A 25827-nucleotide genomic window follows, 5' to 3' on the forward strand; every position below is an offset into this window, starting at 1 on the left:
GCGTCAGACTCCCACCACTTCGTGGAGACGGTCCATCTTGGCGTCCAGCTGCGAGGTCGGGAAGCTTTCGAGGATGTGCCCGTCCTCCATCAGGAAGAAGCGGTCGGCGACCTTGCGGGCGAAGCGGAAGTTCTGCTCCACGAGAAGCAGCGTCATGCCCTTGCGCTTCAGCTCGATCAGGACGTCGCCGATGCGCTGGACGATGACGGGGGCGAGGCCCTCGGTCGGCTCGTCGAGGAGGATGATCTTCACCCCGGTGCGAAGGATGCGGGCGATGGCGAGCATCTGCTGCTCGCCGCCGGAGAGCTTGGTGCCCGGCGAGTTGCGGCGCTCGGCGAGGTTCGGGAAGAGATGGTAGATCTCCTCCACGCTCATGCCGCCTTCCGCCACCTTGGGCGGCAGCATCAGGTTCTCGGAGACCGAGAGCGTGGCGAAGATTCCGCGCTCCTCCGGCACGTAGCCGATGCCGGCATAGGCGGTCTTGTGGACGGGCACCTTCATCATGTCGCGGCCGGCGATGCGGATCGAGCCGGAGCGGCGCGGCAGGAGGTTCATGATGGCGCGCAGCGTCGTCGTCTTGCCCGCGCCATTGCGGCCGACGAGCGTGATCGTCTCGCCTTCGCGGATGTCGAGCGAGACGCCGTGCAGCACGTGGCTTTCGCCGTACCAGCCGTTGAGGTCCCGCACTTCGAGGAGAGGGGCGCCCGTCTCAGTCATGCTCGCTTCCCATATAGGCCTCGCGCACGCGCGGATCGGAGGAGACGGTGGCGTAGTCGCCTTCGGAAAGGATCTCGCCGCGTGCCAGGACGGTGACGCGGTCGCACAGGTCGGCGACGACGTTGAGATTGTGCTCGACCATGACGATCGTGCGGTCGCGCGCGATGGCGCGGATGAGGTCGGAGACGCGGCCGATATCCTCCACGCCCATGCCGGCCATCGGCTCGTCGAAGAGGAGGACGGGCGGGTCGAGCGCGAGGGTCGTGGCGATCTCCAGCGCGCGCTTGCGCCCGTAGGAGAGGTCGGCGGCGTCGAGATCGGCATAGGGGCCGAGGCCGACGGACTCGATCAGTTCGCGCGCCCGTTCGTCCAGCCGGTGCAGGAGCTTGTTGGAGCGCCAGAACTGCGTGCCGAGATGGGCCTTGCGCTGCAGCGCGACGCGAACGTTGTCGAGGACGGTCAGGTGCGGGAAGACGGCCGAGATCTGGAAGGAGCGCACGAGCCCGAGGCGCGCGACGTCGGCCGGCTTCATGCGCGTGATGTCGCGGCCCATGAAGTGGATCGTGCCGGCGGTCGGCGTCAGGAACTTGGTGAGGAGGTTGAAGCACGTGGTCTTGCCGGCGCCGTTCGGGCCGATCAGCGCGTGGATCGTGTTCCGGTGCACGTCGAGATCGACGTTGTTCACGGCCTTGAAGCCGTAGAACTCCATCGTGAGCCCGCGCGCCGAGAGAATGGCGTCGGACGGGGAAGCGCTCATGATCGACTCCGATCGTTCTGGCTGCGGTCGAGAGGCGAAGCGGGCGGAAGGGGCATGGCCCTCCCGCCCGGAGAACGGGTTATTTCGGGAAGCTCGAGACGTCGCAGCCCGATTCCTCGACCGTGCCGTAGGCCTCGGCACCGGGAACCTTGGCGGCCTCGGTGTAGAAATCCCACTCGCCCTTCATCTCGGAGGGCGCCTTCACGCGGAAGAGGAACATGTCGTAGACCATGCGGCCGTTGGCCTCGACGCGGCCGTTCTTGGCGAAGACGTCCTCGACGGGCATCTCGTGCAGCTTCCTGGCGACGGCCTCCGTCTCGTCGGTGCCGGCGGCCTCGATGGCCTTGAGGTACTGGCGCGCGGCCGAATAGGTGCCGACCTGCAGCGAGTTCGGCATCTTGCCGTGCTTGGCCATGAACTTCTCGGCAAAGGCCCGGTTCTCGTCGCTCTGGTCCCAGTACCAGCCCTCGGTGAGGTAGAGGCCCTGCGAGACCTCGGCGCCGAGGCCTGCGACCTCGGTGAGGGTGAAGAGGAGGCCGGCGAGCTTCTGCCCGCCCTGGACGAGGCCGAACTCGCCTGCCGACTTCACGGCGTTCGCGGTGTCGAGGCCGGCATTGGCGAAGGCCACGACCTTGGCGCCGGAGGCCTGGGCCTGCAGCATGAAGGAGGAGAAGTCCTGCGTGGCGAGCGGGTGGCGCACGGCGCCCAGAACCTTGCCGCCGTTGGCCTCCACGACGCGGGTCGCCTGGCCCTGCAGCGAGTCGCCGAACGTGTAGTCGGCGGTGACGAAGAACCAGGTGTCGGCGCCGTCCTTGACGAGCTGCCCGGCCGTGCCCTGCGAGAGGGCGCGCGTGTTGTAGGCCCACTGGAAGCCGTAGGGGCTGCACTGCTTGCCCACGACCTCGGTGGAACCGCCGCCGGTGGTGATCGTGATCTTCTTCTTCTCGCGCGACAGGCCCTGGACCGCGAGGGCGACCGAGGAGGTCGTCAGGTCCATGATCGTGTCGACCTTCTCGACATCGTACCACTGGCGCGCGATCGAGGAGCCGACGTCGGGCTTGTTCTGGTGGTCGGCCGAGACGACCTCGATCGGCTTGCCGAGGACCTTGCCGCCGAATTCCTCCGCGGCCATCTCCACCGCCACGACCGAGCCCTTGCCGGTGATGTCGGCGTAGACGCCGGACATATCGTTGAGGACGCCGATCTTGACGACGTCGTCGCTGACGCTCTGGGCCTTGGCGGGCAGGGCGGCGACGCCCGCGCACAAGGCGAGGGCGAGGCTCTTCAGGGGGAATTTCTCGAAGGTCATGCACGGTCCTCCCGGGATCGTTGCACGCGCGACGGGCGATCCGTGCGCGCGGGTCAAGGCAGTTTGGCCGCGGGTGCGGCGATTACTCAAGATGAGACTTTCGTCGGGCGCGCCCGCCCGTCCGCCCGCCCGAGAAGGCGGGCGGACGGGCACGGAGCGCGGCAGGCGCGGGGCGCTTGCTGGACGACGGATCGGCGAGGCGCCTACTTGGCGAAGGCGGCGACGTCGCAGCCGCTCTGCTCGACCGAGAGATAGGCCTCGGCCCCCGGCACCTTGGCGACCTCGGTGTAATTGTCCCAGGGCGCCTTGGACTCGGCCGGCGTCTTCACCTGGAAGAGATACATATCGTAGACCATGCGCCCGTTGGCCTGCACCTTGCCGGACTTGGCGAAGACGTCCTCGACGGGCAGTTCGTGCATCTTCTTGGCGACGGCGTCGGTCTCGTCCGTGCCGGCGGCCTCGACGGCCTTCAGGTATTGCGAGACGGCGGAATAGGTGCCGACCTGGATCATGTTCGGCATGCGCTTGGTGCGCTCCATGAAGCGCTGGGCGAAGGCGCGGTTCTCGTCGCTCTGGTCCCAGTACCAGCCTTCGGTGAGGTTCAGCCCCTGCGCGGCCTCGAGGCCGAGGCCCTGGACCTCGGCGAGCGTGAAGAGGAGGCCGGCAAGCTTCTGGCCGCCCTGCACGATGCCGAACTCGGCCGCCTGCTTGATGGCGTTGGCCGTGTCGAGGCCGGCATTGGCGAAGCCGATGACCTTGGCTCCGGAGGACTGCGCCTGCAGGAGGAAGGAGGAGAAGTCGTTGGTGGCGAGCGGATGGCGCACGGAGCCGACGACCGTGCCGCCATTGGCCTTCACGAAGTCGCCGGTCTGCTGTTCCAGCGAATAGCCGAAGGCGTAGTCGGCGGTGAGGAAGAACCAGGTGTCGCCGCCAGCCTTCACGAGGGCGCCGCCGGTGCCGACGGCCAGAGCGTGCGTGTCGTAGGCCCAGTGGAAGCCGTAGGGGCTGCACTGCTTGCCGGTCAGTTCCGTCGTCGCCGCGCCGGTGGTGACGGTGATCTTCTTCTTCTCGCGCGACAGGCCCTGCACGGCGAGCGCGACCGAGGAGGTCGTCAGCTCCATGATGGCGTCGACGCCCTGCACGTCGTACCATTCGCGGGCGACGTTCGAGGCGATGTCGGCCTTGTTCTGGTGGTCGGCCGTGACGATCTCGATCTTCTTTCCGAGCACGGTGCCGCCGCGATCGTCGACCGCCATGCGCGCGGCCTCGACCGACCAGGTGCCGCCGAAATCGGCATAGACGCCCGACTGGTCGTTCAGGATGCCGATCTTGACGGTGTCGCCCGAGACCTCCTGGGCGCGGACCGCGCTCGACGTGAGAGCCAAGGCCGCGACGGCCGATACGAGGGATGCGCTGCGCATCATGAAGGGATCCTCCCGAGATCGCGAGGGGCGTCCAGGGCGGCGCCTCCCAGCACCGTTCGATCCCTCGTCCCCCTTATCGAGTGCGGACCTTGTCGCAGCCGGCGCGAGGGGTCAAGCGCAGCTGCGAAACGCTCAACCGGTCCTTTCGCGGTCGCGGCGCGGCGGGGGGCGACGGTGGCGGGAGCGGTTCGCAACCCGGCCGGGAAGGCGGGCCATGTCCGGCGCGTCGCCGGGCGCGTCGTCTTCGCCGGAAAGGGCGCGATCCCAGCGGGCGAGGAGGATGTGGCGCGACAGGTCGTAGCGCGCGTCGCGGCGCCGCGCGAGACGGCGCTGCCCGGCGAGCGCGGCGGCGAGGAAGGCGGCGACCGCGACCCTCAGCGACGGCGCCAGCGCCCGGCCGTCGGGATCGACGGCCGCCCTTTCGCAGTCGGACGCCGCAAAGCCGGCCATGAGGAGCAGCCCGCGGCGGCGGGCGGCCTCGACGGCGGCCTCCCGTCCCGCCTCGCGCTCGCGCCGCAGCGCCGCCGCCTCAAGTTGCAGGAGGATCTCGATCGAGGTCGCTGAAGGGGTCGCGCGCATGGCCTGTGTCTCCGGTTGACCGGAGAAGATTGGCGTGGCTCGACGGGCATGAGGAAAAAATACCGTATCGGACTCGCATCTCTGGGCCCATGGCGCCTATAAAAGTTCAGGCACAGCGTTCGGACAAGAGTGGAATAAGAAACATTTCCTATTATGGCGAATCTGCGCTATTGCTCGCTTGTCGTGCAATGCTTTCGGAGAGCCCAGATGCAGCCAGGCCCGTTCGTTCCATCATCCGCGACCCTGCCGCGGCCCATGCCGCCGCGGCCGCCAAGCCTCGTTTCTTCGTCGCGGCCGCCCTTCACGCAGGCGACGCAAAGCCGGGGAAAACGCGACGCGGGCACGGGCCGGGCCGTCGATCTGCCCTGCCGGCTCTCGCGCGAGTTCGCCTCGATCTTCCTCGACGTGCCGATTCGCGCGCTCGAAGGCATTCGCCGCGACCGGCGGCCGATCTGCGAGGCGCGGCATGTGGCGATGTATCTCGCCCATGTCGCCTTCCAGCTGCGCCTGGAGGATGTCGCACGCTTCTTCGGGCGCGACCGCACGAGCGTCGGATATGCCGTGCGGCGGGTGGAGGACCGGCGGGACGACGCGGCCTTCGACGCGCTGCTGACGCGGATCGAGGACCTGGCCGGCGCGCTGCGCGAATCGATGGGGCGGAACCGGCCATGAGCGCGCCCGGCTTCAACGAGGAGGAATCGCCGCTCTACCGGCTGGCCACGCGGCCCGTGCGCGGGGGCGCGCCCTTCCTTTCGGCGGAGGAGGCGGAAGCGGGCGAGCGGCTGCGCGCCGACTTCACGCGCGGCAATCTGATGCCGGGCATCACCCAACGCTGGGACGGCACGCCGCGCGCCAGGGGTCCCTCCGGCGGCGCACGGGACCTGTCCGACAATGCGCTCGACGCGCGCCGCCGGGTGGACGCCGCGATCGCGGCGGTCGGCCCCGAACTCTCCGGCGTCCTCCTCGACGTCTGCTGCTTCCTCAAGGGGCTGGAGACGGTGGAGCGGGAGCGGCAATGGCCGGTCCGCTCGGCCAAGCTTCTCCTGAAGGCGGGGCTCGGCGTGCTCGCCCGCCATTACGGGCTGGGCCGCTCCACCCGGCGCGAGGGCCATATCCGGCGCTGGGCGGCGCCCGACGCGCGCCCGAGCCCGAACGGGCGGCCCGAAGGGTGAGGCTCAGGCGGCGGCGAGCGCCCGCTCGGCGTCTGCCTTGATGCGCCCGACCATCGAGCGCAGGCCGTTGGAGCGCTGGGGCGTCAGGTGCTCCTTGAGGCCGAGCCTCGCGAAGGCGGCCTCGGCATCCACGGCGAGGATTTCCGGCGCGCTGCGCCCGGAGAAGAGGGCGAGCGCCACGGCGACGAGGCCGCGCACGATATGGGCGTCCGATTCGCCGGTGAAGGTGAGGCGGGGCGGGCTGGCCCCGTCGCTCACGCTGTCGAGCCAGACCTGGCTGACGCAGCCGCGCACCTTGTGGGCCTCGTCCTGCGTGCCTTCGGGCATGGGCGGCAGTGCCCGGCCGAGCTCGATGAGATAGCGGTAGCGGTCTTCCCAGTCGTCGAGATACTCGAAATCCGCCGTGATCTCTTCGAACGTCTGCATCCGGCCTCCGGTGCGCCCCCGCGCATGAAGATGGGGCGATGCGGCCGCTGCGAGGAACGGCCTGCCGCACGGGATATAGGCGCGGTTTCCGCGCTTGTCAGGCCCGGGGGGCCGGGCGCGGGATCGGCAGCTTGACGACGCGGCGCGCCGGCGGGATGGCGGCCGGCGGCACCGGACGGGCACCGTAGCGGCGCGCGCCGTCCGGCGGGACCGAACCGGTGGCGAGGGGCTTGGCCGGCACGGCGGCCTGCGGCTCCATCGGGCGGTCGGCGGAGGCGAAGCGCCGGGCGACGTCGGGGCGGGGCGCCGCCGCGATCGCGGCCTTCGCGTCGGAAGCGGGGAGGGGCGTCCTCGGCTTCGGGGCGGGTGCCTCGGGGCGCGGGCCGGCGGCCGCGCGCGGGGGAGTCTCGACGCCGGGGCGCGCGGCAGAGACCGGGCCCGGCATGGGTTGGCTGCGCTGGATCGCCCCCGTCGGGAAGGCGCGGCTCGAGCCCTCGACGAAGGCGGCGGCCGCCTCGGCGGCCACGGGCTGCTGCGGGCGGACATAGAGACGCTCGCGGCCCGTGGTGGCGCCTTCGCTCGTCTGCGGCGGCCGCTTCTCGCCCGAGACGAGGGAGGAGGCGAGCGCCACGCCCTCGCCGAGCCGCTCGCCCGCGAAGGCGACGAGGGCGGTGCCGGCATGGCAGGCCATGGGCGCGCGCTCGCACAGGCCGCCGAGATCGGCGAGCGCGGCCTGCGCGCCCATGAGCGTGGTGAAGATCGACACGTCCTCGGCCGCCGGCGCGCCGTTCGACGGCGCCGTCGTGCCGCGCGGCAGGATCATCGCCGCGAGACCGAGGAAGAAGGCCGATTTCAGAAGGAAGCGGATCATGAAGCCTCGGCTGGCACGGGCGGCGCCTTTCGGCGAAGCGTGGACGCTGGCGGTGTCGTTGGCAAGGAGAGTGGCACGCCCTTTCCAAAGCAGCGTTCAGGGGATGCCGGCAATTTGTCTCGAATTGTCGGCATCCGGGATGGCCGACGGGCGCTCCGGAGGCATCGAAGCCCTGTCCCGCAAGGTCTCGCGGGGCGGTAGGACATCGTTAACCATGAATAGGCGCAATTTGAGCGCCAAAGGCACAAGGCCAGTGTTTGGAGGCACTTGGCGCCGTTCACCCTTTGCCAAGCTTATGCCTTCCTTAAAGCGTCGCGCCCATCATGACGGCCAAGACCTGAAAGGCGCCGCCCCCGGGCGAGACGTCCCGGACGGTCGGCAGACGAGAGCGGGTGCATGGACGAGTTCGACGGCGCGAAGGGACGGGACGACGCGAAGGCCCGCCGGCAGGACGCCCGTCCCGCCGCGCGCCTCGACGCCCTGGTCTCGGCCGGCATCGACGACGAGGGCGAACGCCGCCTGCAGGGCCGGGTCCTCGCCGGGCTTCTCGCCGCCGCGCTCGGTGCCGCGCTTCTGTCGCCGCTTCTCCTGATGCTCGGACACGGCGTCGCGCCGATCGCGGCGCCCCTCATCGTGGCGGCGCTTCTGCTCTGCGCGGCGGCGGGCCTGTCGCTGACGGGCGCGCTGGAGGCGGCCGCCCTGACGGCCGGGCTCGTGGTGACGGCCGGCCTCGGCTGGGCCGCGAGCGCCACCGGCGGGCTCTCCTCGCCGCTCCTCCTTCTCCTGGCCGCGATGCCCCTCGAGGCGGTCGTCGCGGGCCGACGCCGGCTGGCGCTGCAACTGGCAGCCGGCGCGGCGCTCGTGCCCGCGGCCCTGGCGCTCCTGCCCGGTCTCGGCTCGGCGCCCGATCTGTCCCCGATGCCCTTCGCGGCGGGCGCCCTTCTCCTCCATGCCGCCACGCTGGCGCTGCGGGCCGGCGCCCGGCCGCGGATCGCCGGCGGCCCGCGCCGTCCTGCCAGCGAGACGTCGGACAGGATGCCAGCGCCCCGCCTGCCGCGCGTCGCGCTCTCGGGCGCCGAGGAGGTGATCTCGGCCTCCGCCGAGGCCGCCGCGCTGATCGACCTGCGCGCCGCGGCGGCGCCGGGAGCCTCCTTCACCGATCTCGTCCATCTCAACGACCGCGTCCTCTTCTTGCAGGCACTGCGCTCGGTTCTGGCCGGCGGGCCCGCCCGCGAGGTCGAGGCGCGGCTGCGGCGCGGGCTCGGCCACGAACCCTTCGTGCTGCGCATGGTGCGCGAGGACGACGGACGGAACCCTCCCTGCGTCCTCGTCGGCCTTCACGCGGGGACCTCGGAAGGCTCCGCCTCGCTGGAGCTTCGCGCGGCGCTCGAAGTCGCCACGCAGTCGAGCGCGGCCAAGACGCAGTTCCTGGCGGCGGTCAGCCACGAGCTGCGCACGCCGCTCAACGCCATCATCGGATTCTCCGACATTCTCGACCAGGAGATCTTCGGCGGGTTCGAGACGCCGCGGCAGAAGGAATATGTCGGTCTCATCCGCCAGTCGGGCCGCCATCTCCTCGACGTCGTCAACACGCTTCTCGACGTCTCCAAGATCGAGGCCGGGCGCTACGAGCTGACGCGCGAGGATTTCGCGCTCGAGACCGCGCTCGCCAGCGCCGGCGACACGATGCGCGAGGCGGCCCGCGCCAAGGGCCTGCGTCTCGACATCCGCAGCTGCGCCGCCGGGCTGCGGCTGAACGCCGACCAGCGGGCCTGCCACCAGATCCTTCTCAATCTTCTCTCCAACGCCGTGAAGTTCACCGAGACCGGCGTCGTGACGCTGGAGACGCGCCTCGTCGGCGCGAGCGTCGAGATCTGCGTCAGCGACACCGGCATCGGCATCAGCGAGAGCGACATCGAGCGGCTGGGCCGCCCGTTCACGCAGCTCTCGTCGGGCGCGAACCGGCGCTACCAGGGGACGGGCCTCGGCCTCTCGCTGGTGAAGGGACTCGCCGAACTCCACGGCGGCGACATGCGCATCCGCAGCCAGCCCGGAATCGGGACGATGGTGACGGTCACACTTCCGCTGGACGGCTCCGAACCGTCTCATGGCAAACGAAGCGTCAAGGAAAACGTCGTAGCGCTGAACGATGCAAGATCGAACCCCCCCATCGACTCGCCGTTCCAGGAAGCCCGCCGCACGGCTTAGCCCGCGTCGCCGCTTCATGGGACTTGTGAAACTGGTCGCCCTGCGCGCCGCCCTGGCGGTGCTGCGACGCCCGGCGCTCTCGCTCGGCGTCGCCGGCTTCGCCGCGCTCGCCGGCGGCCTCAGCGCCAACGCGCTTTACTATCAGAAGGGGCCCCATCCGCACCCGATGATGACGACGCGCGGCACGGCCGAGACCGCGACGGCCGCCGCGGTGCCGATGCCGCTCGTGCAGGCGGTGCAGGACGAGCTCGCCGAGATCGGCCTCTATGGCGGCGCGGTGGACGGGCGGCCGGGCATCCTGACGGAGGCGGCCATCCGCGTGTTCCAGAAGGAGCGCAACCTCACCGTCGACGGGCAGGCGAGCGAGGCCCTGCTGGCGGCCCTGCGCGAGCGCGCCCCTTCCAAGGGCGGGCGCGACCTGCAGGAAAGCGCGAGCCTCTCGCAGCGGCTCGGCGGCCTGGAGGAGACGGGAAGCGTGGCGCCGGTGCCGGCCAAGGCCGCTCGCGTCGAGCCCGATGTCGGCGCGCTCGACCGCGAGGATCTGGTACGGCGCATCCAGGCCGGGCTGACGGCCGCGCAGGTGGCCGACCTCAATCCGGACGGCGTGATGGGAGAGAAGACGCGCGCGGCGATCCGCACCTTCGAGGCGCTGGAGGGGCTCACGGTGACGGGCTCGCCCGAGCCGCGCATCCTGGAGCGGCTGATCGAGATCGGCGCGGTCCAGTAGCGCCGAGACCATCGCCATGCCAAAGGGGCGTCGGGCAACCGGCGCCCCTTCGTCCTTCGGGGGGGCCGACCGAAGAGCACAGGAGCCAGGCGCCTTGCGCATCACCAGCGACCTCTATGTCTCCCAGCTCCTGCGCCGCCTCTTTTCGGACGGGGGCTTTGCCGCCGTCGAACGGCGCGGCGCGGAAGCGGCCGGCGCGATCTTCGTGGTGGTGCGCGGGCGAGGGGGGGCGGTGCAGCTCTACGGGCCGGCCGTGCAGTCGATGTCCGGCGAGCGCGAGGAGGGCCGCCGCTTCATGCGCGAAGCGGCCGGGGACGACGCGGCCCTGTCGGCGCGCTTCGAGCGCGAGGCGCGCTTCGACCCGGATTTCTGGGTGGTGGAGATCGAGACGGACGCGCCCGAACGCTATATCGAGATCGCCGAAGGCTGAGCCTTACGCCGGATCGAACCGGGCCGCGTCAGGCCGAGCGGGCGTTGCCGTCGGCCTGGCCCGTGCCCGGCCGCCGGCCGAAGACGCGGCGATGGGGATGGCGCTCGCGGGAGCCGAGATCGTCGAGACGGGGCGCGAGCGAGGGCGCGGGACCGGCGGGGCGGGCGGGCAGCGACAGCGCCGCGCGGCAGGCGTCGATCTCGAGGGTGCGATAGGCGAGGCGCAGGGCCTCGAAGGCCTCGACGTCGCGGCCGACGCTCGGTTTCATGAGCATCACGATGGTGAGCGCGTCGGCGGGACCGGCATGGAGCGCCTTCAGCGCGAAGGCGAGAAGCCGTCCCTCCGCCTCCTCGCGCATGGCCGCGATCCTCTGTTCGGGGACCGCGAGGAGATGGGCGATGCCGCGATAGACGCCTTCGCCGTCGCCTGAGCGGGCAAGGCCCACGAGGTCGCCGATCGTCTGCACGGCGCCCGGATCGAGGAACAGACGCCCCGGGCGCACCATGCGGCGCAGCGCCTCGCGCGTCTCGGCGGCCGTCTGGGGCGCGGGCTGCAGGGTTTCGGAGACGGGCGGCTGCGACGGCTCGACGGCCTCGGGGAGCGGGGGCGCCACGTCGCCCGTCGCCTGCGGGGCGTTGGCGAGCCCGGCGCGGCCCGAGCGCCGGCGGGCGGCGATCTCGGCATGGCGCGCGTCGCCCTCGATCGCCATCGTGGCGAGGTCCGTCGCGGTGAGGCAGGGGCTGGCGAGAAGGAAGGGGGCGGAGACCTCGACGGGCGCGGCCAGCAAGCGCTCGACGAGGGCGCGCGGCACGCGCGGCGAACGGGAGAGGGCGGCGGCGAGCGTGCGCTGCGTTTCCGGCGCGATGCGGCTCCACAAGGGGGCCGCCAGGCGGCCAAAGTCGCGGGCCTGGGCTTCGGAGGGATTGCGCAGCGAGGCGTAGGTGGCGGCGGCCGCGGCGACGATCGTATCGAAGCCGTCGCGGCCCGCATTCGTTTCCAGAGACCGGTAGAGGCGCGGCTGGGCGTCCGTCATGGTGATCCCGAATGGTTTGCGGTTCGTTTCCTTGATGTGAAGGATTAGGCAAGAGGTCTTAGCAAGCTGTTAACCGCCCCGGCCGGAACGGGCCCCGCCGCCCCGAAGCCGCCACGGAGAAAGCGCAGTGCGCGGCACTGTTGCCGGCCGGCAACTCGGGTTCGCCGGGCGCCGCGAAGCGTCGTCAGCCGGCGCGCGCGCCGGTGAGCGCGGCGGCCGGCGGGGCGGAGGGCTCGCATCGGATCGAGCGCAGGAAGGCTTCCACGGAAGGGCGCAGGCTCTCCTGCGCGACGAGGGCGCGCACCGTCAGATAGCCTTCGAGCGTCTCGATCTCGACGGGGATCGAGGTCTCGCTCTGCGATTCCAGCGCCGAGGCGCGGGCGTCGACGATCTCGTCATGCGTGCCGACGAGAAGGTCGAACGCGCCGTCGACCGAGGCGCGGTCGTTGATGGAATAGAGGTTGTCGCCCTGGCGCGAATAGATCGAGCCCGACCAGAAGTCGGTGGGCTGGCCGGCATAGATGCGCACCGGACCGTCGGCGAGCGAGAAGCGGCAGCTCGCCGTGATGAAGGCGGGATCGACGAAGGCGAAGTTCTGCAGCCGCGAGCCGGCGGGCTGGGCCGCCGGGGAATCGCTTTGCGAGCGCAGCGGCTCCACCCGCACCACCTCGTACATCGCGCCGACGCGCGACAGGCGGCCCCAGGCGTTGTTGCGGGCGACGTCCGGCACCGTGAAGATCACGGCGATATGGACGACGACCGCCCCGAGAAGGCCGAGGACGAGGGCGAGGAGCAGCCTAGCCATTGACGCAGGTCTCCCGCTGGATCGTGGGCAGGGCAAGGCTCGCCACGCCGCTCGCCGAACTGGCGGGCGTGTCGTAGAGCGTCAGCGCCAGGATGAACCCGCCGTCCCCCGCCGTCGCCAGCCAGTTGCCGGGACGGGCCTGCGGCCCCAGCGCGATCCGGAACCCATTGTCCTCGGCACGCAGGAGGTCGCCGGAGAGAAGCCAGCCGGCGCGGCCCTCGCCCGGCTGGATCAGGCGCCCGTCGTCGGTATAGGGCACGAGCGTGAAGACCCGCGCGAGCGGTGTCTGCCCTTCGATGCGGTAGTTGCATTCGCGCCTGAGCTCGGCTCCGGCACTGTCGCGCTCGGCGAGGAAGACGATGCCCTCGCCGATGCCGAGCGTGAGATTGCCGACCCGCGAGAGGAAGGCCTTGGAATAGGGATCGGCGCCCGGCGCACCGGCGAAGGGCTTGGCGTTCCACGGCCCGACGCGCACCGTGCCGATCTCGGAGGATTCCTCCAGCGCCAGCTTCGCCGTCCAGCCGCCCAGGGCCAGCGCGATCGAGAGCGTGAGGAAGACGAGGAAGGCAAGGCGCATTCGCCGGCACTCGATCGATCTGGGCGCCTGCCGAAGGACGGGCGGGGTGGAGGGCGGCGCCGGCAGTGCCGGCTTCAGCGTCGAGGGCGGCTTCTACACGATGCCGACGCGCGAGGACACGCCCGGCAGGGGCGCCCGGCTCACGGCCGGGCCGTGCCGGCGGGCGGGGCCTTCGCGGCGGAGGCGAGCTGTTCGCCCTCCAGCGGGGGCGTGGTCTCCATCAGCTCGGCGATCGAGGCGAGCACGGCCTGCGTGGCCGCGGTGATGGTGGCGGGCCGCTGGGGCAGGGGCGCCCCGTCCTCGGCCTTGGCGACCTCGGCCGGCTTCTCCGGGAAGGGGTTCTCGATATAGGGGATGGGCTTGAGCTCGATGTTCTGGTGGGCGGCCTGCATGAAGCGCTGCCAGGTCATGGCCGGCAGCGTACCGCCGGTGAGCTTGTTGGTGGGCTTGAAACTGTCGTTGCCGAACCAGACGGCGGCGGTGAAGTTGCCGGTGAAGCCGGCGAACCAGCCGTCGCGATAGCCCTGCGTCGTGCCCGTCTTGCCGCCGACGCGGGTCATCGAGAGCTGCGCGCGGCGGGCCGTGCCGCTCTCGGTGACGCCGACGAGCATCTCGTTCATCGACTTGGTGGCCTCCTCGGACAGGACGCGGCGCCGGGGCGGCATGTCGCGCTGCCAGTCCCACAGGACGGCGCCCGAGGCGTCGGTCAGTTGGACGATCGCGTGGCGGTGCGAGTCCATGCCGCCATTGACGAAGACGGCATAGGCGGTGGCCTGGTCGAGCACGGTGACCTCGCTCGTGCCGAGCGGCATGGTCTTGTCGCCGCGCAGGAAGGACTCGACGCCCATCTCGTGCGCGAGCTTGGTGACGTTGCTCATGCCGACCTTGAGGCCGAGGCGCACGGCCGGGATGTTGAGCGAGCGGGCGAGCGCGGAGGAAAGGCTCACCTTGCCGGCGAAGGAGCGGCCGTAATTCTGGGGCGACCAGCCGCCGATGGAGATCGGGCTGTCGACGATCGTGTCGGAGGGCTTCATGCCCGCAGCCATGGCGGCGGCGTAGACATAGACCTTGAAGGACGACCCGGGCTGGCGCAGCGCCTTGGTGGCGCGGTTGAACTGCGAGACGCCGTAGTCGCGCCCGCCGACCATGGCGCGCACGCCACCCTCGTCGTCGAGCGCGACCATCGCGCCCTCCTGGACGTCGTAGCTCTTGCCGAACTGGCGCAGGTGGTATTCCACGGATTCGTCGGCGAGCTGCTGCAGGCCGATGTCGAGCGTGGTGCGCGCCACGAAGGTGCGCTGCGGCAGCTTGCGGGCGATGCGCTGCACCTCGTCGAAGGCGAAGTCGAGGAAGTAGTCGGGCGACTGGGTGATCGAGCGGTCGGCCGCCACGGCCGGGTTGCGGCGGGCGGCGACGACCTGGCCCTCGGTCATCAGGCCGGAATCGACCATGGCGCTGAGGACGACGTTGGCGCGCGCGCGCGCCGCCGGCAGGTTCTTGTGCGGGGCGTAGTTGGAGGGCGCCTTGAACAGGCCCGCCAGCATGGCCGCCTCGCCGAGCGAGACGTCGCGGATGTCCTTGCCGAAGTAGAAATGGGCCGCCGCCGCCGCGCCGAACGTGCCGCCGCCCATATAGGCGCGGTCGAGATACATCGAGAGGATCTCGCGCTTGGAGAAGTGGGTCTCCAGCCAGAGCGAGATGAAGGCCTCGTTGATCTTGCGGTCGTAGGTGCGCTCGTTGGACAGGTAGAGGTTCTTGGCGAGCTGCTGGGTGAGCGTCGAGCCGCCCTGCACCACGCCGCCGGCGCGCGCGTTCTGGCTCATGGCGCGGGCGAGGCCGTAGAAGTCGATGCCCCAATGCTCGAAGAAGCGCCGGTCCTCGGTGGCGAGCACGGCTTTCACGAAATGGTCCGGCAATTCGTCGATCGGGACGGCGTCGGCCTTCAGGATGCCGCGCCGGCCGATCTCGTTGCCATGGCGATCGAGGAAGAGGACGGAATAGTCGGCCTGCGCGGGGAGCCCGTTCTGCGTCATGCGCATGGCGGGCTGGGCGGCGGCCAGGAGTACCACGAAGCCGACGAGGCCGAGCGTCAGACCCTCGCAGGAGAGTTCGACGAGGGCGCGGTTGAAGCCGCGCACGCGAAAGCGCCGGAAGAAGACGGTGACGCCCTCCCACCAGCCGGAAAAGGCGTGGAAGAAGCGCCAGAGGCTCGAATCGATCCAGGCATCCACCTCGATGAGGCGGGTCGGCCGGGGACGGCGGGGAAGGGGACGGGATTTGTCTGCCAAGGTCGTTGTCTGCCGCCGCCGGTCCGACCGGTGGCGCCTCCGCGCTTTGCCAAAGAGAGCGGCCACCATTTCCCTTCAGCGACGGCCAGTCTTAATCTATAGGCGCGAGGGTTGAAAAAGCACCCTCCTTTCGCATGATCTCACAGATGGATGAGTGAATTGGGCCACAGTCCCTACTGGCGCACGAAGACGCTCGAACAGATGACGCCCGGCGAGTGGGAGGCGCTCTGCGACGGCTGCGGCCGCTGCTGCCTGAACAAGCTGGAGGACTGGGACACGGGCGAGATCGCCTGGACCAACGTCGCCTGCCGGCTGCTCGACGGGGACAGCTGCCGCTGCTCGGACTATGCCAACCGGCAGGCCACCGTGCCCGACTGCATCGGCCTCGACGCGGCGGCGGTGCGCGCGCTGACCTGGCTGCCGCCGACCTGCGGCTACCGGCTCGTGCGCGAGGGGCGCGATCTCTACTGGTGGCACCATCTCGTCTCGGGCGACGCCGAGACCGTGCACCAGGCCGGCATCTCGGTGCGCGGGCGCACGATCTCGGAAGAGGGCATGGACCCCGAGGCGCTCGAGGACCACCTCGCGCCCTGGCCCGGCGAGGACCCGATGGAGGGCGGCCGTGAGGACGGCAGGATCGGGAAACATCGCTGATATGAAAATATTCCTTGACGCCGTGACGGTGCTCGGGTAGGGTTCAGCCACAGTCGGAGACTTGCGAGAGCGGCAGAGCGGTGCTTCGCCGCTCTCGCGTTTCGAGGGCTCCATCGACGGAAGGCGAGGCCTTTCAGCGTGGTGGCCGGCGGGATCGAGGAGGGATGCCATGCTGCTCGCCGAACGCCTGATGGTGGTGCTGAAGCGCGAGATCGGGCATCTGGAGGCCGAGAGCAAGGAATTCAGTCCGCGACGGCGGGCGGGCGATCGGGACGCGGCGGGGAGCGCCTCGCCGGACGACGACACGGTCGTCACCCGCAAGGGCGCCAGGGTGGCGGCAAGCACCGCGGCGAGTCGCAGCAAGGAGCGGATCGAGACCCTCGGGCAGATGACGCGCTCGCTCGAGAAGCTCCTCGAACTCGTCGGGCTGGAGCGCCGGACCGCCTCGCCCGACGGCGAGGCCGACGCGCTGGAGCGGCTGCGCGAGGAGATGATGGCGCGCCTTCGCAGCCTCGACGCCAAGCGCGGCGGGGCGCAGGGCCTCTTCGGCCCGGCGGCTGCCGAGACGGGCGAGGGCGCTTGAGCGGGCCGGAGGCCGGAGAGGACGCCGGCCGGTTCTGGCCGGATGTGCGGGCCGTCCTCGACGACTATCCCGCCCCGGTCGTCGCGCGCTCGGTGCCGGACTGGCCGGTGCTGGCGCGGCGCGAGCAGCTGCCGCCGCCGGGCGACTGGCGGCAGTGGCTGATCCTGGGCGGGCGCGGCTCGGGCAAGACGCGGGCGGGGGCGGAATGGATCCGGGCGCTGGCGCTCGGTGCCGCGCCGCTCGCCGAGCGCGCGCACGGGCGGATCGCGCTTCTCGCCGAGACGCTGGGCGACGCGCGCGAGGTGATGGTCGACGGCGAGAGCGGGCTCCTCGGGCTCGAAGGGCCGGGACGGCCCAGCTTCGAGGCGAGCCGGCGCCGGCTGGTGTTTCCGAACGGGGCGATCGCGCAGATCTTCTCCTCGGAAGACCCGGAGGCGCTGCGCGGCTACCAGTTCGACGCCGCCTGGGGCGACGAACTCGGCAAGTGGGTGCACGGGCAGGACTGTTTCGACAATCTGCAGCTGGCGCTGCGGCTGGGCGAGCGTCCGCGCGCCCTGTTCACGACGACGCCGCGCGCCGTGCCGCTGCTGCGCCGGCTCCTCTCGGACCCGGCGACGGCGGTGACGCGCATGCGCACGGCCGACAACGCCGCCCATCTCGGCCGCGGCTTCGTGGCCGCCATGGAGGCGCGCTACGGCGGCACGCGGCTCGGGCGCCAGGAACTCGACGGGGCGATGATCGAGGCGCGCGAGGACGCGCTGTTCGACATCGCCGATATCGAGCGACGCCGCCTGCGCGCGGCGCCCGAGCTCCGGCGCATCGTGGTGGCGGTGGACCCGCCGGCCAGCGCCACGGCGCGCTCGGACGCCTGCGGCATCGTCGCCGCCGGCCTGTGCGCGCAGGGCGTGGCGCATGTCCTGGCCGATCGCAGCCGGGCCCGGGCCAAGCCGCACGAATGGGCGGACGCGGCGGTGGCGCTCTATCGCGAGTTCCAGGCCGACCGGATCGTCGCCGAGGTGAACCAGGGCGGCGACATGGTGGAGGCGGTGATCCGGGCGCGGGCCGCCGACGTGCCCGTGCGCGCCGTGCGGGCGACGCGCGGCAAGTGGCTGCGCGCCGAGCCGGTGGCCGCGCTCTACGAGCAGGGACGCGTGCGCCATGTCGGGCCCTTTCCCGAACTCGAGGAGGAAATGGCCGATTTCGGCCCCGACGGCCTCAGCGGCGGCCGCTCGCCGGACCGGCTCGACGCCCTGGTCTGGGCCGTGACGGCGCTGACCGGACTTGTCCCCGAGCCGCGCGTGCGGGGACTTTGAGCGGGTTGTTGCAACCTAAGGGAGAGTGCTCTATCTGCCGGGGTGAGAATGCGAACATCCAGAGGCTGGACGTCGGGATCGAATGTTTCGTTGTGCCCTGACGGAAATGGACACACTGGACTTTTCGATCACCTCGAACGGATCGAGTGTCATCGCGCAGTTGCCGATCGGCTTCGATGTCGAGACGGGGGCCAGATTTTCGGCGATGGTGGCGATGGAAGCCGTGCCGGCCCATGGTCCCGAGACCAGGGAACTGATCTTCTGCCTTCTTGAGTACGATCACGAGAGCGATACGTTCGACCAGATATGGGACGGCCTAGCCACCCGTCGTAAAATTCCGGACATCGCCCATCGCGGCGCGATCTTCGCGGCAGTTCAGCAGATGACACGGGCCTTGATTGACGACGTTGAACCGCTCGTTGTAACTATGTCCACGCACACAGCGTATCTGCCAGACAAAGCGCTGGCGAAATATACACGGATCGCTGCCAGCCTATGGGATGCGGGCTACCGAGCCGGCAAGACCGATATATGGCATGGGCGTCATTTCTGGATCATGGAACGGGTTCGATGAACTGGCCGTTGAAAATCTGATCGTTTGAACCAGATTTATCCCATCTCGCGTGTCGAGAGGACCTTCGAAATGACAATGCCCCCGATCGATCGAGATCTCCAGATCAGTCTCATGAAGGATGCCGAAGCGCGTCTCGCTTCGATCGTCGATCGCTACTTGAGCGTTCCGATCGTTCGCGAGGCCGCCAGGACCTGTGCCTTCGAAAGCACTGCGCCCGGGTTCACATCCCGCCGGGTGAGGGTTCCCCGCGCCGGCTAAGACGCGTCCGTTCAAGAGTCAGCCATGACACGGCCCCGCCTGAAAGCGGGGCCGTTTTCGTTTCAGGCACAGTCGTTCGTCGCGATCAGCATTCCCTTGTCGGGCTGGCGAGCGCCGGCCTGCGGATGCCGAGCGCGATCCGTCATCGTTCATCGAGGAGAGACACATGGGGCTGCGATCCTTCATCGCGGGCCGGCGCACGGCTGCGCTGGCGGCGCCGGAGGCGAAGGCGGCGGGGCCGGCGTTCAACGGCGGGGCGCTGGTGTTCTCCGGACCGGGGCCGGGCTCGGCGAGCGACTGGAGCGAGCGCTCTTACGAGGCGCAGGCGCGGCTGGGGTTCATGCAGAACCCGGTCGTCTATCGCTGCCTGCGGCTGGTGGCGCAGAGCGTCTCGGCCATGCCGCCGCTGCTCTATCGCGGCGGGCGGGAACTGGAGGGGCACGCGATCCTCGACCTCCTGCGCCGGCCGAACGCGGCGATGGACCGGGCGAGTTTCCTGGAGACGCTGTGCGGGCATCTCCTCCTCTCGGGGAGCGCCTATGTGGAGGCGGCGGTGCTGGGCGGAGAGGTGCGGGCGCTGCATCTCCTGCGCCCGGACCGGGTGCGGATCGTGTCCGGCGCCGATGGCTGGCCGCTCGCCTACGAATATCGCGCCGGCCGCCTCGTGCGGCGCATCGCGGCGGAGGAGGCGGAGGACGGGGGACCGTCGCGGCTGCTGCACCTTCGCGAGTTCCATCCGCTCAGCGACGGGGCCGGCTTCTCGCCGCTCGGGGCGGCGCAGGGGGCGCTGGAGCTTCACAACGCCGCCGGGCGCTGGAACCGGGCGCTCCTGGAGAACTCGGCGCGGCCCTCGGGGGCGCTGGTCTACCAGCCGGGCGACGGCTCGAACCTCTCGGCCGACCAGTTCGACCGGCTGAAGGCGGAACTGGAGAGCGGCTATTCGGGTGCGGCGGCGGCCGGGCGGCCGATGCTGCTCGAGGGCGGGCTGGACTGGAAGGCGATGGGCCTTTCGCCGAAGGACATGGATTTCGCCGAGGCGCGCAACGGCGCGGCCCGTGACATCGCGCTCGCCTTCGGTGTGCCGCCGATGCTGCTCGGCATTCCCGGCGACAACACCTATGCGAACTACCAGGAGGCCAACCGCGCCTTCTACCGCGCGACCGCGCTGCCGCTGGCGAACCGCCTTCTGGGAACCCTCGGCGACTGGCTCGGCGCCTTCTTCGAGGCACCGGACCTGCAGCTCGTGCCCGATCTCGACCGCGTGGAAGGCCTCTCGGCGGAACGCGAGGCGCTGTGGTCGCGGATCGGGGCGGCGGGTTTCCTGACGGATGACGAGAAGCGCGAGGCGGTCGGCTACGGTCCGCGCGCGCTCTGACCGCGCAGCGGCGGCGAGGCTTGCGGCCGCCAAAGAAGAAGGCGGGCCCGCCAAGCAGCGACCCGCCTCGAATTGACTGCGACACCAATGATTTCAGGACACGCGCAAGATGCAGGGCCGACCGCCCGGTGTCAATGCGCCCGCTTGCCCCAACGGGAGGTTCCGATGAGCAACGAGCCCTTGTCCGAACTCGCGTTCTGGACGGCGCGCCTTGCGGGCGCGGCGGCCGGCTCGGCGATCTCGGTGGCCTATCTCCTGCCGCATACGAGGCGGGAGGCGGCGACGCGGTTCCTGATCGGCGTGGTGACCGGCCTCGTCTTCGGACCGCCGGCGGGACTGATGCTGGCCGAGCGTTTCGGCATCGACGGCGTGCTCTCGCTGGCCGAGGTCTCCGTGATGGGATCGGCCGCCGCCAGCCTCTCGGCCTGGTGGGCGCTCGGCATCCTGTCGCGCCTCGCCGCAGGCGTCGGGCGGCGCACCGGCGGGGAGGGCGACGCGCGATGAGCGGCATTCCCGGAAACGCCGACGCCGCGCGGGTCCAGGGCTATGCCGCGCTCTTCGAACGCACCGATCTTTCCGGCGACGTGATCGAGGCCGGCGCCTTCCGCGCCAGTCTGCTCGCCAGGGGCGCGGGCGGCGTGCGGATGCTGTGGCAGCACGATCCGGCCCGACCGATCGGCATCTGGACGCGGATCCGCGAGGACGTGCGCGGCCTTGCCGTGGAAGGGCGGCTCGCGATGGAGACGCAGGGCGGGCGCGAGGCGGCCGCGCTCGTCGCGGCCGGCGCCCTCGACGGCCTCTCCATCGGCTTCCGGCCGAAGGTCTCCCGGCGCGGGGCGGGGCGGGCGGGCCGGCGCCTCCTCAGCGTCGATCTCTGGGAGATCTCGCTCGTGACGTTTCCCATGCAGGAGGGCGCGCGCATGGTGCTGCCGGCGCCGCCGCTCGGGCCCCCGGTCCTCGACGACCCGAGCCTTCTCGCGCTGCAGCTTCGCGCCGCCGCACGACGGATCGCCGCGCCGGTCCACTGACCGGTCGCGTGCCCACACCCCCAAGCCAAGGAGAACCCGATGGATCTGACCCTCGAGGAGGGCGGCCTGCGCGCGCCCGAGACCAAGACCGACAGCCCCGCGGTGCGCGCCGCGATGGCGGAGATGATGCAGGCCTTCGACAGTTTCCGCGAGGCCAACGACCGGCGCGTCGGCGAGATCGAGAAGCGCATGAGCGCCGACGTGATCTCGGAAGAGAAGGTCGAGCGCATCGGCCGCGCGCTCGACGACCAGGAGAAGCGTCTCGAGCGCCTGATGCTGAAGGAGATGCGCCCGCCGCTCGCCGGCGGGGCGGGCGTGGGCGCCGGCCAGGCGGGGCCGAGCGAGCACCGCCATGCCTTCGAGGCCTATGTGCGCGGCGGCGACGAGGGCGGCATCCGCCGGCTGGAGCAGAAGGCGATGTCGGGCCTTACGGGCGCCGACGGCGGCTTCCTCGTGCCGCCGGAAACGGAAGGCGAGATCGGGCGGCGCCTGGCGTCGCTCTCGCCGATCCGCGGCCTGGCGACGGTGCGCGCCGTCTCCTCCTCGGTGCTGAAGAAGCCCTTCGCGCTGACGGGGCCGGCTTCGGGCTGGGTGGGCGAGGCCGATGCGCGCCCGCAGACCGAGGCGCCGCAGCTCTCCGAACTGACCTTCCCGACGATGGAGCTCTACGCGATGCCGGCGGCGACCGCCGCGCTCCTCGACGACGCGGCCGTCGATATCGACCGCTGGATCGGGGAGGAGGTGGAGCAGGCCTTCGCGGTCCAGGAGGGCGTGGCCTTCGTCAACGGCAACGGCGTGGCGCGGCCGAAGGGCTTCATGACCTATCCGTTCGTGGCCGAAAGCGCCTGGACCTGGGGCAAGGTGGGCACCGTCCCGACCGGAACCTCCGGCGCCTTTTCGCCCGGCACGGCGGCGGACTCGCTGTTCGACCTCGTCTACGCGCTGAAGGCGAGCTACCGGCAGAACGCGACCTTCGTGATGAACCGGCGCACGCAAGCGGCGGTCCGCAAGCTGAAGGACGCGGACGGCAACTATCTCTGGCAGCCGCCGGCGGGCGCCAGCGCGCGCGCCACGCTTCTCGGCTTCCCGATGGTCGAGGCGGAGGAGATGCCCGACGTCAGCCCGGGCTCCAAGTCGATCGTCTTCGGCGATTTCGCGCGCTTCTATCTCGTGGTCGACCGCCAGGGTGTGCGCGTGCTGCGCGATCCCTATTCGGCCAAGCCCTACGTCCTCTTCTACACGACCAAGCGCGTGGGCGGCGGCGTGCAGGACTTCGACGCGGCCAAGGCGCTGAACTTCGCGGCCTGACGGCGGGGCGCGGGACGAGACGGCGGGAGGCCGGGCGTGCGAGCGCCCGGCCTTCTTCTTTTCCAGGACATTCGCCCGAGGCGGGCGCGAGGAGACATCGGTGACAGTGATCGACCTCAGGAACGGCGCGAGCGAGCCCGTCACGCTCGACGAGGCGAAGGCCTGGTGCCGGATCGAACGCGACGACGAGGATGCGCTGATCGCACAGCTGATCGCCTCGGCGCGCGAGGCGGCGGAGGCCGAGACGGGCCTCGTCCTCGTGCGGCGCGGCTTCCGGCTGGCGCTCGACCCCGTGCCGCCGGACGGCTGGGTGGAGGTGCCGCGCGTGCCGCTGGTCTCGATCGACGCCGTGACGGCCTATGACGGGGCGGGGCAGCCGGCCGCGATCCCGCTTCACGAGGCGATCGTGGAGCGGGCGCTCGGCGTCGAGGCGATCCGCCTCGCGCCCCCGGTGCGTTCGAGCGCGGCGAACGGCGTCGAGATCGACGTCACGGCGGGCCTTGCGCCCGGCATGGTGCCCGCGACCATCATCCACGCGATGCGCCTCGTCGTCGCCGCCTCCTACGAATTGCGCGGCGTGGTCGACCCGGCGCTGCAGCCGGGGCTCGTTCCGGCCGCCGCACGCGCGCTTCTGGCGCGCCATCGGCGGGTGCGGCTGTGATGGCGCCGCTCTTCGTCGATCCCGGACTCCTGCGCCGGCGCGCGATACTGGAGCGGCCGGTCGAGACCTCGGACGGGGCGGGCGGGGCCCGCGTGTCATGGGTGGAGGTCGCCGAACTCTCGATCCATGTCGAGCCGGTGACGGTCGCCGCGCGCGAGCGGTTCGAGGCGCGCGAGATGCGCATCACCCACCGCGTGACCTGCCGGCGGCGCGACGAGGTGCAACGCGGGGCGCGGTTCCGCTTCGGCGAGCGGCGGCTCGCGATCCTCGCCGTCAGCGATCCCGACGAGACCGGCCGCTATCTCGTCTGCCGCTGCGAGGAGGCGGCGTGAGGATCGGGACGACGGGGATCGGGCCGGCGCTGGCGCGGCTCCTGCGGCGGCGGCTGGCGGAGCGAATGGCGAAGCGGCCGAGGCCGGCCTTCGCCGCGCGGCTCGGGCCATTGCCGCGGAGCTCGGGTTTGGGAAGCGCCGGGGCAGGGCGCTTCGGGGGCGACGAGGCCGGTGGGGAACCGCCGGACGGGCCGGACATTGCGGGCAGAGCGTCATGATAACGAATTGTTAATTTGAGACATCGACGCGAAGGCCGATGATGCGGCGGACGGCCCGGCGGGCACGAGAGACGGAGAACGCAGACGGATGACCCATCCCAGCGCGGAACTTCAGACGACGATCTTCAGGACGCTGACGTCGGACGCGGCGCTGACGGCGCTTCTGGGCGGCCCCAAGGTCTTCGACCGGCGGCCCGAGCGGGCGAACTTTCCCTATCTCACGCTCGGCCGCACCGCCGTCGTCGACTGGTCGACGGGCACCGAGGACGGGGCCGAGCACATCCTGACGCTGCATGTCTGGGCGGCGGGCGGCGGCAAGGCCGAGACCTACGAGATCATGGACCGCGTCTCGACCCGCCTTCAGGACGCCACCCTGCCGCTCGACGGGCACCGGCTGGTGAACCTGCAGCTGCAGTTCGCGGAAGCGCGGCAGGAGCCGGATTCGCCTGCCTATCACGGCATCATGCGGTTCAGGGCGGTGACCGAGCCGCTGGCATGAGGCGAGGGCCGCCGCAGCGGCCCGGACATTTCGACACGTGAACGCAGGGCGGCTCTCAGGAGCCGCCCTTTTTCTTTGGCCGCGCCTCGGGGACAGCGGCCCGCGACGGAAAAGGACGGATGGCGATGGGCGCGCAGCGCGGCAAGGACCTTCTCCTGAAGGTGGACGAGAACGGCGACGGCGTGTTCGACACGGTGGCGGGCCTGCGCGCCCGCCGCATCGCCTTCAATGCCGAGACGGTGGACACGACCGTCGCCGAGAGCGCCGGGCGCTGGCGAGAGCTTCTGGGCGGCGCGGGCGTGCAGCGCGCGGCGCTCTCGGGCTCGGGCATCTTCAAGGACGCGGCTTCGGACGCGGCGCTCCGGCGCCTGTTCTTCGAGGCGCGCATCGCGCCGTTCAAGGCGGTGATCCCCGACTTCGGAACGGTGACGGGCCCGTTTCAGGTGACGGCGCTGGAATATGGCGGCGAGCACAATGGCGAGGTGACCTTCGAGGCGACGCTGGAATCGGCCGGTGCCCTCGCCTTCGAGGTGCTCTGACGATGGCCGTGAATCGCAGGCGCGGCGAAGTGGCCGCCACGATCGACGGGCGCGAGCAGGTGCTGTGCCTGACGCTCGGCGCGCTCGCCGAGCTCGAGGACGCCTTCGGCGCCGACGATCTGACGGCGCTCGCGGGCCGTTTCTCCTCGGGCCGCCTGTCGGCGCGCGATCTCATGCGCGTGCTTGCGGCGGGCCTGAGGGGCGCCGGGACGCCGGCCGACGAGACCGCCGTGGCCTCCATGCGCATCGAGGGCGGGGCGGCGGGCGCGGCGGCGGTGGCGGCCGCGCTCCTGACGGCGGCGTTCGGGACGCCGGAGGGCGGGGCGGCCTCGCCGGACCCTTGAGCGCCGTGCCGGCGGCGGGCGGCGCCGGCACGGAATTTCCCTGGGACGAGGCGATGGCGGCGGCCTTCGGCCTCCTGCGCCTCGCGCCCGCCGCCTTCTGGGCGATGACGCCGCGCGAGTTCGCCGCCGCCCTCTCGCCCTTCGCGAAGGCGAGCGCCCCGCCGCCCCGGGCGGCGCTGGAGGCGCTGATGCGCCGTTTTCCCGACCTGGCCTGACGGAGGTTCGATGGACCCGGACGACACGATCATCCTCGGCATCGAGGCGGACACGAGCGGCCTCGACCGGGCGCTCGGCGACCTGACGCTGAAGGCCGGCGCCTTCGGCACGGCGCTGACCGGCGCCCTGAAGGGCGCGGCGACGGGCGGGCGCTCGCTCGACGCCATTCTGCAGGGACTGGGGCGGCGCCTTTCGGCGATCGCCCTCGACGCGGCGCTACGGCCGCTCGGCACGCTCGCCTCCGGCCTGATCGGACAGGCGCTCGGCGGCGTCGGACAGGCTTTCGGCATGGCGAATGCGGTTGCCGGCGCCCGCATCGTGCCCTTCGCCAAGGGGGGCGTCGTCTCGGCGCCCACCTTCTTTCCGGCCGGGCGCCAGATGGGCCTGATGGGCGAGGCGGGCGCCGAGGCCATTCTGCCGCTGCGGCGCGGCGCGGACGGCGCGCTCGGCGTTTCCGTCGCCGGCGGAACGGGACGGGGCGCAAGCAGCATCGTCTTCAACGTGACGACGCCGGACGCCGCGAGCTTCCGCCGCTCCGAGGCGCAGATCCAGGCGATGCTGGCGCGCGCCGCGCAGCGCGGACGACGGGGGCTGTGATGGGC

General features: G+C 71.2%; 31 protein-coding genes. 20 read left to right on the plus strand and 11 right to left on the minus strand.

All coding sequences use genetic code 11. From position 1 onward, the window contains the following. Positions 1–3 precede the first annotated feature (3 nt). The 5 genes from ASG48_RS01885 to ASG48_RS01905 form a co-directional block, all read right to left on the minus strand. Positions 4–717 carry an ABC transporter ATP-binding protein gene (locus ASG48_RS01885; protein WP_055844323.1) on the minus strand — a complete coding sequence of 238 codons (714 nt, stop codon included), beginning with the start codon at positions 715–717 and terminating at the stop codon, positions 4–6. After that, positions 710–1474: an ABC transporter ATP-binding protein gene (locus tag ASG48_RS01890; RefSeq protein ID WP_055844326.1), complete on the minus strand. Its 765-nt coding sequence runs from the start codon at positions 1472–1474 to the stop codon at positions 710–712. Before ASG48_RS01890 ends, ASG48_RS01885 begins: the two co-directional genes overlap by 8 nt. 79 nt (positions 1475–1553) lie before the next feature. Next, positions 1554–2762, minus strand: coding sequence for an ABC transporter substrate-binding protein (locus ASG48_RS01895; RefSeq protein WP_055845372.1), 1209 nt, complete (start codon positions 2760–2762; stop codon positions 1554–1556). Between the two features lie 224 nt (positions 2763–2986). Beyond that, positions 2987–4204: an ABC transporter substrate-binding protein gene (locus tag ASG48_RS01900; protein ID WP_055845374.1), complete on the minus strand. Its 1218-nt coding sequence runs from the start codon at positions 4202–4204 to the stop codon at positions 2987–2989. A gap of 135 nt (positions 4205–4339) precedes the next feature. After that, complete coding sequence (locus ASG48_RS01905; protein ID WP_055844329.1) at positions 4340–4786, minus strand: hypothetical protein; 447 nt, start codon at positions 4784–4786, stop codon at positions 4340–4342. A 207-nt stretch (positions 4787–4993) separates the two neighbouring features. Between ASG48_RS01905 and ASG48_RS01910 the strand changes: the two genes are divergently transcribed. Together ASG48_RS01910 and ASG48_RS01915 are read left to right on the plus strand one after the other, a co-directional pair. Next, complete coding sequence (locus tag ASG48_RS01910; RefSeq protein ID WP_200939553.1) at positions 4994–5458, plus strand: helix-turn-helix domain-containing protein; 465 nt, start codon at positions 4994–4996, stop codon at positions 5456–5458. Continuing rightward, on the plus strand, positions 5455–5958 hold the full coding sequence (locus ASG48_RS01915; protein WP_055844336.1) for a DUF6456 domain-containing protein: 504 nt from the start codon (positions 5455–5457) through the stop codon (positions 5956–5958). The genes ASG48_RS01910 and ASG48_RS01915 overlap by 4 nt, the downstream gene beginning before the upstream one ends. A gap of 3 nt (positions 5959–5961) precedes the next feature. On the opposite strand, the gene ASG48_RS01920 is transcribed toward ASG48_RS01915, so the two are convergent. Together ASG48_RS01920 and ASG48_RS01925 are read right to left on the minus strand one after the other, a co-directional pair. Then, positions 5962–6384: a SufE family protein gene (locus tag ASG48_RS01920; RefSeq protein ID WP_055844339.1), complete on the minus strand. Its 423-nt coding sequence runs from the start codon at positions 6382–6384 to the stop codon at positions 5962–5964. A 97-nt stretch (positions 6385–6481) separates the two neighbouring features. Then, positions 6482–7255, minus strand: coding sequence for a DUF5330 domain-containing protein (locus tag ASG48_RS01925; RefSeq protein ID WP_055844342.1), 774 nt, complete (start codon positions 7253–7255; stop codon positions 6482–6484). A gap of 396 nt (positions 7256–7651) precedes the next feature. On the opposite strand from ASG48_RS01925, the gene ASG48_RS01930 reads away from it, so the two are divergent. The 3 genes from ASG48_RS01930 (at position 7652) to ASG48_RS01940 (ending at position 10620) form a co-directional block, all read left to right on the plus strand. After that, on the plus strand, positions 7652–9463 hold the full coding sequence (locus tag ASG48_RS01930; protein ID WP_055844345.1) for a HAMP domain-containing sensor histidine kinase: 1812 nt from the start codon (positions 7652–7654) through the stop codon (positions 9461–9463). Between the two features lie 16 nt (positions 9464–9479). Further along, the gene (locus ASG48_RS01935) at positions 9480–10190 is read left to right on the plus strand and encodes a peptidoglycan-binding protein (RefSeq protein WP_055844348.1); all 711 of its coding nucleotides are present in this window, start codon (positions 9480–9482) and stop codon (positions 10188–10190) included. Positions 10191–10284: 94 nt separating this feature from the next. Next, on the plus strand, positions 10285–10620 hold the full coding sequence (locus ASG48_RS01940; protein WP_055844351.1) for a DUF1491 family protein: 336 nt from the start codon (positions 10285–10287) through the stop codon (positions 10618–10620). A 28-nt stretch (positions 10621–10648) separates the two neighbouring features. Here ASG48_RS01940 and ASG48_RS01945 read toward each other — a convergent pair whose 3' ends face one another. The 4 genes from ASG48_RS01945 to ASG48_RS01960 form a co-directional block, all read right to left on the minus strand. Then, entirely contained in the window at positions 10649–11653 is a 1005-nt protein-coding gene (locus ASG48_RS01945; protein WP_055844355.1) for a hypothetical protein, read from the minus strand. A gap of 184 nt (positions 11654–11837) precedes the next feature. Next, complete coding sequence (locus ASG48_RS01950) at positions 11838–12458, minus strand: hypothetical protein (RefSeq protein WP_055844358.1); 621 nt, start codon at positions 12456–12458, stop codon at positions 11838–11840. Continuing rightward, the gene (locus ASG48_RS01955) at positions 12451–13035 is read right to left on the minus strand and encodes a DUF1214 domain-containing protein (protein WP_055844362.1); all 585 of its coding nucleotides are present in this window, start codon (positions 13033–13035) and stop codon (positions 12451–12453) included. Before ASG48_RS01955 ends, ASG48_RS01950 begins: the two co-directional genes overlap by 8 nt. A gap of 140 nt (positions 13036–13175) precedes the next feature. Then, positions 13176–15323 carry a PBP1A family penicillin-binding protein gene (locus ASG48_RS01960; protein ID WP_055844366.1) on the minus strand — a complete coding sequence of 716 codons (2148 nt, stop codon included), beginning with the start codon at positions 15321–15323 and terminating at the stop codon, positions 13176–13178. Positions 15324–15482: 159 nt separating this feature from the next. On the opposite strand from ASG48_RS01960, the gene ASG48_RS01965 reads away from it, so the two are divergent. From ASG48_RS01965 to ASG48_RS02040, 15 genes are all read left to right on the plus strand, one after another. Then, entirely contained in the window at positions 15483–15977 is a 495-nt protein-coding gene (locus ASG48_RS01965) for a YcgN family cysteine cluster protein (protein ID WP_055844369.1), read from the plus strand. 169 nt (positions 15978–16146) lie between these two features. Continuing rightward, entirely contained in the window at positions 16147–16560 is a 414-nt protein-coding gene (locus tag ASG48_RS01970) for a hypothetical protein (protein ID WP_055844371.1), read from the plus strand. Positions 16561–16652: 92 nt separating this feature from the next. Beyond that, positions 16653–17873, plus strand: a complete 1221-nt coding sequence (locus ASG48_RS01975) for a terminase family protein (RefSeq protein WP_244486733.1) — start codon at positions 16653–16655, stop codon at positions 17871–17873. A gap of 106 nt (positions 17874–17979) precedes the next feature. Beyond that, a complete protein-coding gene (locus ASG48_RS01980) occupies positions 17980–18447 on the plus strand; it encodes a hypothetical protein (protein ID WP_055844377.1) in 468 nt (155 codons plus the stop codon). A gap of 424 nt (positions 18448–18871) precedes the next feature. Continuing rightward, positions 18872–20080, plus strand: a complete 1209-nt coding sequence (locus tag ASG48_RS01990) for a phage portal protein (RefSeq protein WP_055844383.1) — start codon at positions 18872–18874, stop codon at positions 20078–20080. A 165-nt stretch (positions 20081–20245) separates the two neighbouring features. Then, positions 20246–20584, plus strand: a complete 339-nt coding sequence (locus ASG48_RS01995) for a DUF6107 family protein (RefSeq protein ID WP_055844386.1) — start codon at positions 20246–20248, stop codon at positions 20582–20584. Beyond that, complete coding sequence (locus ASG48_RS02000) at positions 20581–21108, plus strand: HK97 family phage prohead protease (protein ID WP_055844389.1); 528 nt, start codon at positions 20581–20583, stop codon at positions 21106–21108. The genes ASG48_RS01995 and ASG48_RS02000 overlap by 4 nt, the downstream gene beginning before the upstream one ends. A 114-nt stretch (positions 21109–21222) precedes the next feature. Further along, on the plus strand, positions 21223–22416 hold the full coding sequence (locus ASG48_RS02005) for a phage major capsid protein (protein WP_244486734.1): 1194 nt from the start codon (positions 21223–21225) through the stop codon (positions 22414–22416). A gap of 100 nt (positions 22417–22516) precedes the next feature. Continuing rightward, positions 22517–23077, plus strand: coding sequence for a head-tail connector protein (locus tag ASG48_RS02010; RefSeq protein ID WP_082529169.1), 561 nt, complete (start codon positions 22517–22519; stop codon positions 23075–23077). Continuing rightward, positions 23077–23409 carry a phage head closure protein gene (locus tag ASG48_RS02015; protein ID WP_055844397.1) on the plus strand — a complete coding sequence of 111 codons (333 nt, stop codon included), beginning with the start codon at positions 23077–23079 and terminating at the stop codon, positions 23407–23409. The genes ASG48_RS02010 and ASG48_RS02015 overlap by 1 nt, the downstream gene beginning before the upstream one ends. Positions 23410–23715: 306 nt before the next feature. Next, positions 23716–24126 carry a DUF3168 domain-containing protein gene (locus ASG48_RS02020; RefSeq protein WP_055844400.1) on the plus strand — a complete coding sequence of 137 codons (411 nt, stop codon included), beginning with the start codon at positions 23716–23718 and terminating at the stop codon, positions 24124–24126. 125 nt (positions 24127–24251) lie between these two features. Continuing rightward, on the plus strand, positions 24252–24665 hold the full coding sequence (locus ASG48_RS02025; protein WP_055845377.1) for a phage major tail protein, TP901-1 family: 414 nt from the start codon (positions 24252–24254) through the stop codon (positions 24663–24665). Positions 24666–24667: 2 nt separating this feature from the next. Then, a complete protein-coding gene (locus tag ASG48_RS02030) occupies positions 24668–25009 on the plus strand; it encodes a gene transfer agent family protein (RefSeq protein WP_055844403.1) in 342 nt (113 codons plus the stop codon). A gap of 53 nt (positions 25010–25062) precedes the next feature. Then, positions 25063–25224: a rcc01693 family protein gene (locus tag ASG48_RS02035; protein ID WP_082529207.1), complete on the plus strand. Its 162-nt coding sequence runs from the start codon at positions 25063–25065 to the stop codon at positions 25222–25224. A gap of 10 nt (positions 25225–25234) precedes the next feature. After that, positions 25235–25822: a phage tail tape measure protein gene (locus ASG48_RS02040; RefSeq protein WP_055844409.1), complete on the plus strand. Its 588-nt coding sequence runs from the start codon at positions 25235–25237 to the stop codon at positions 25820–25822. The last annotated feature ends 5 nt before the right edge of the window (positions 25823–25827 follow it).

Source organism: Aurantimonas sp. Leaf443 (assembly GCF_001425575.1).
Classification (GTDB): Bacteria; Pseudomonadota; Alphaproteobacteria; order Rhizobiales; family Rhizobiaceae; genus Leaf443.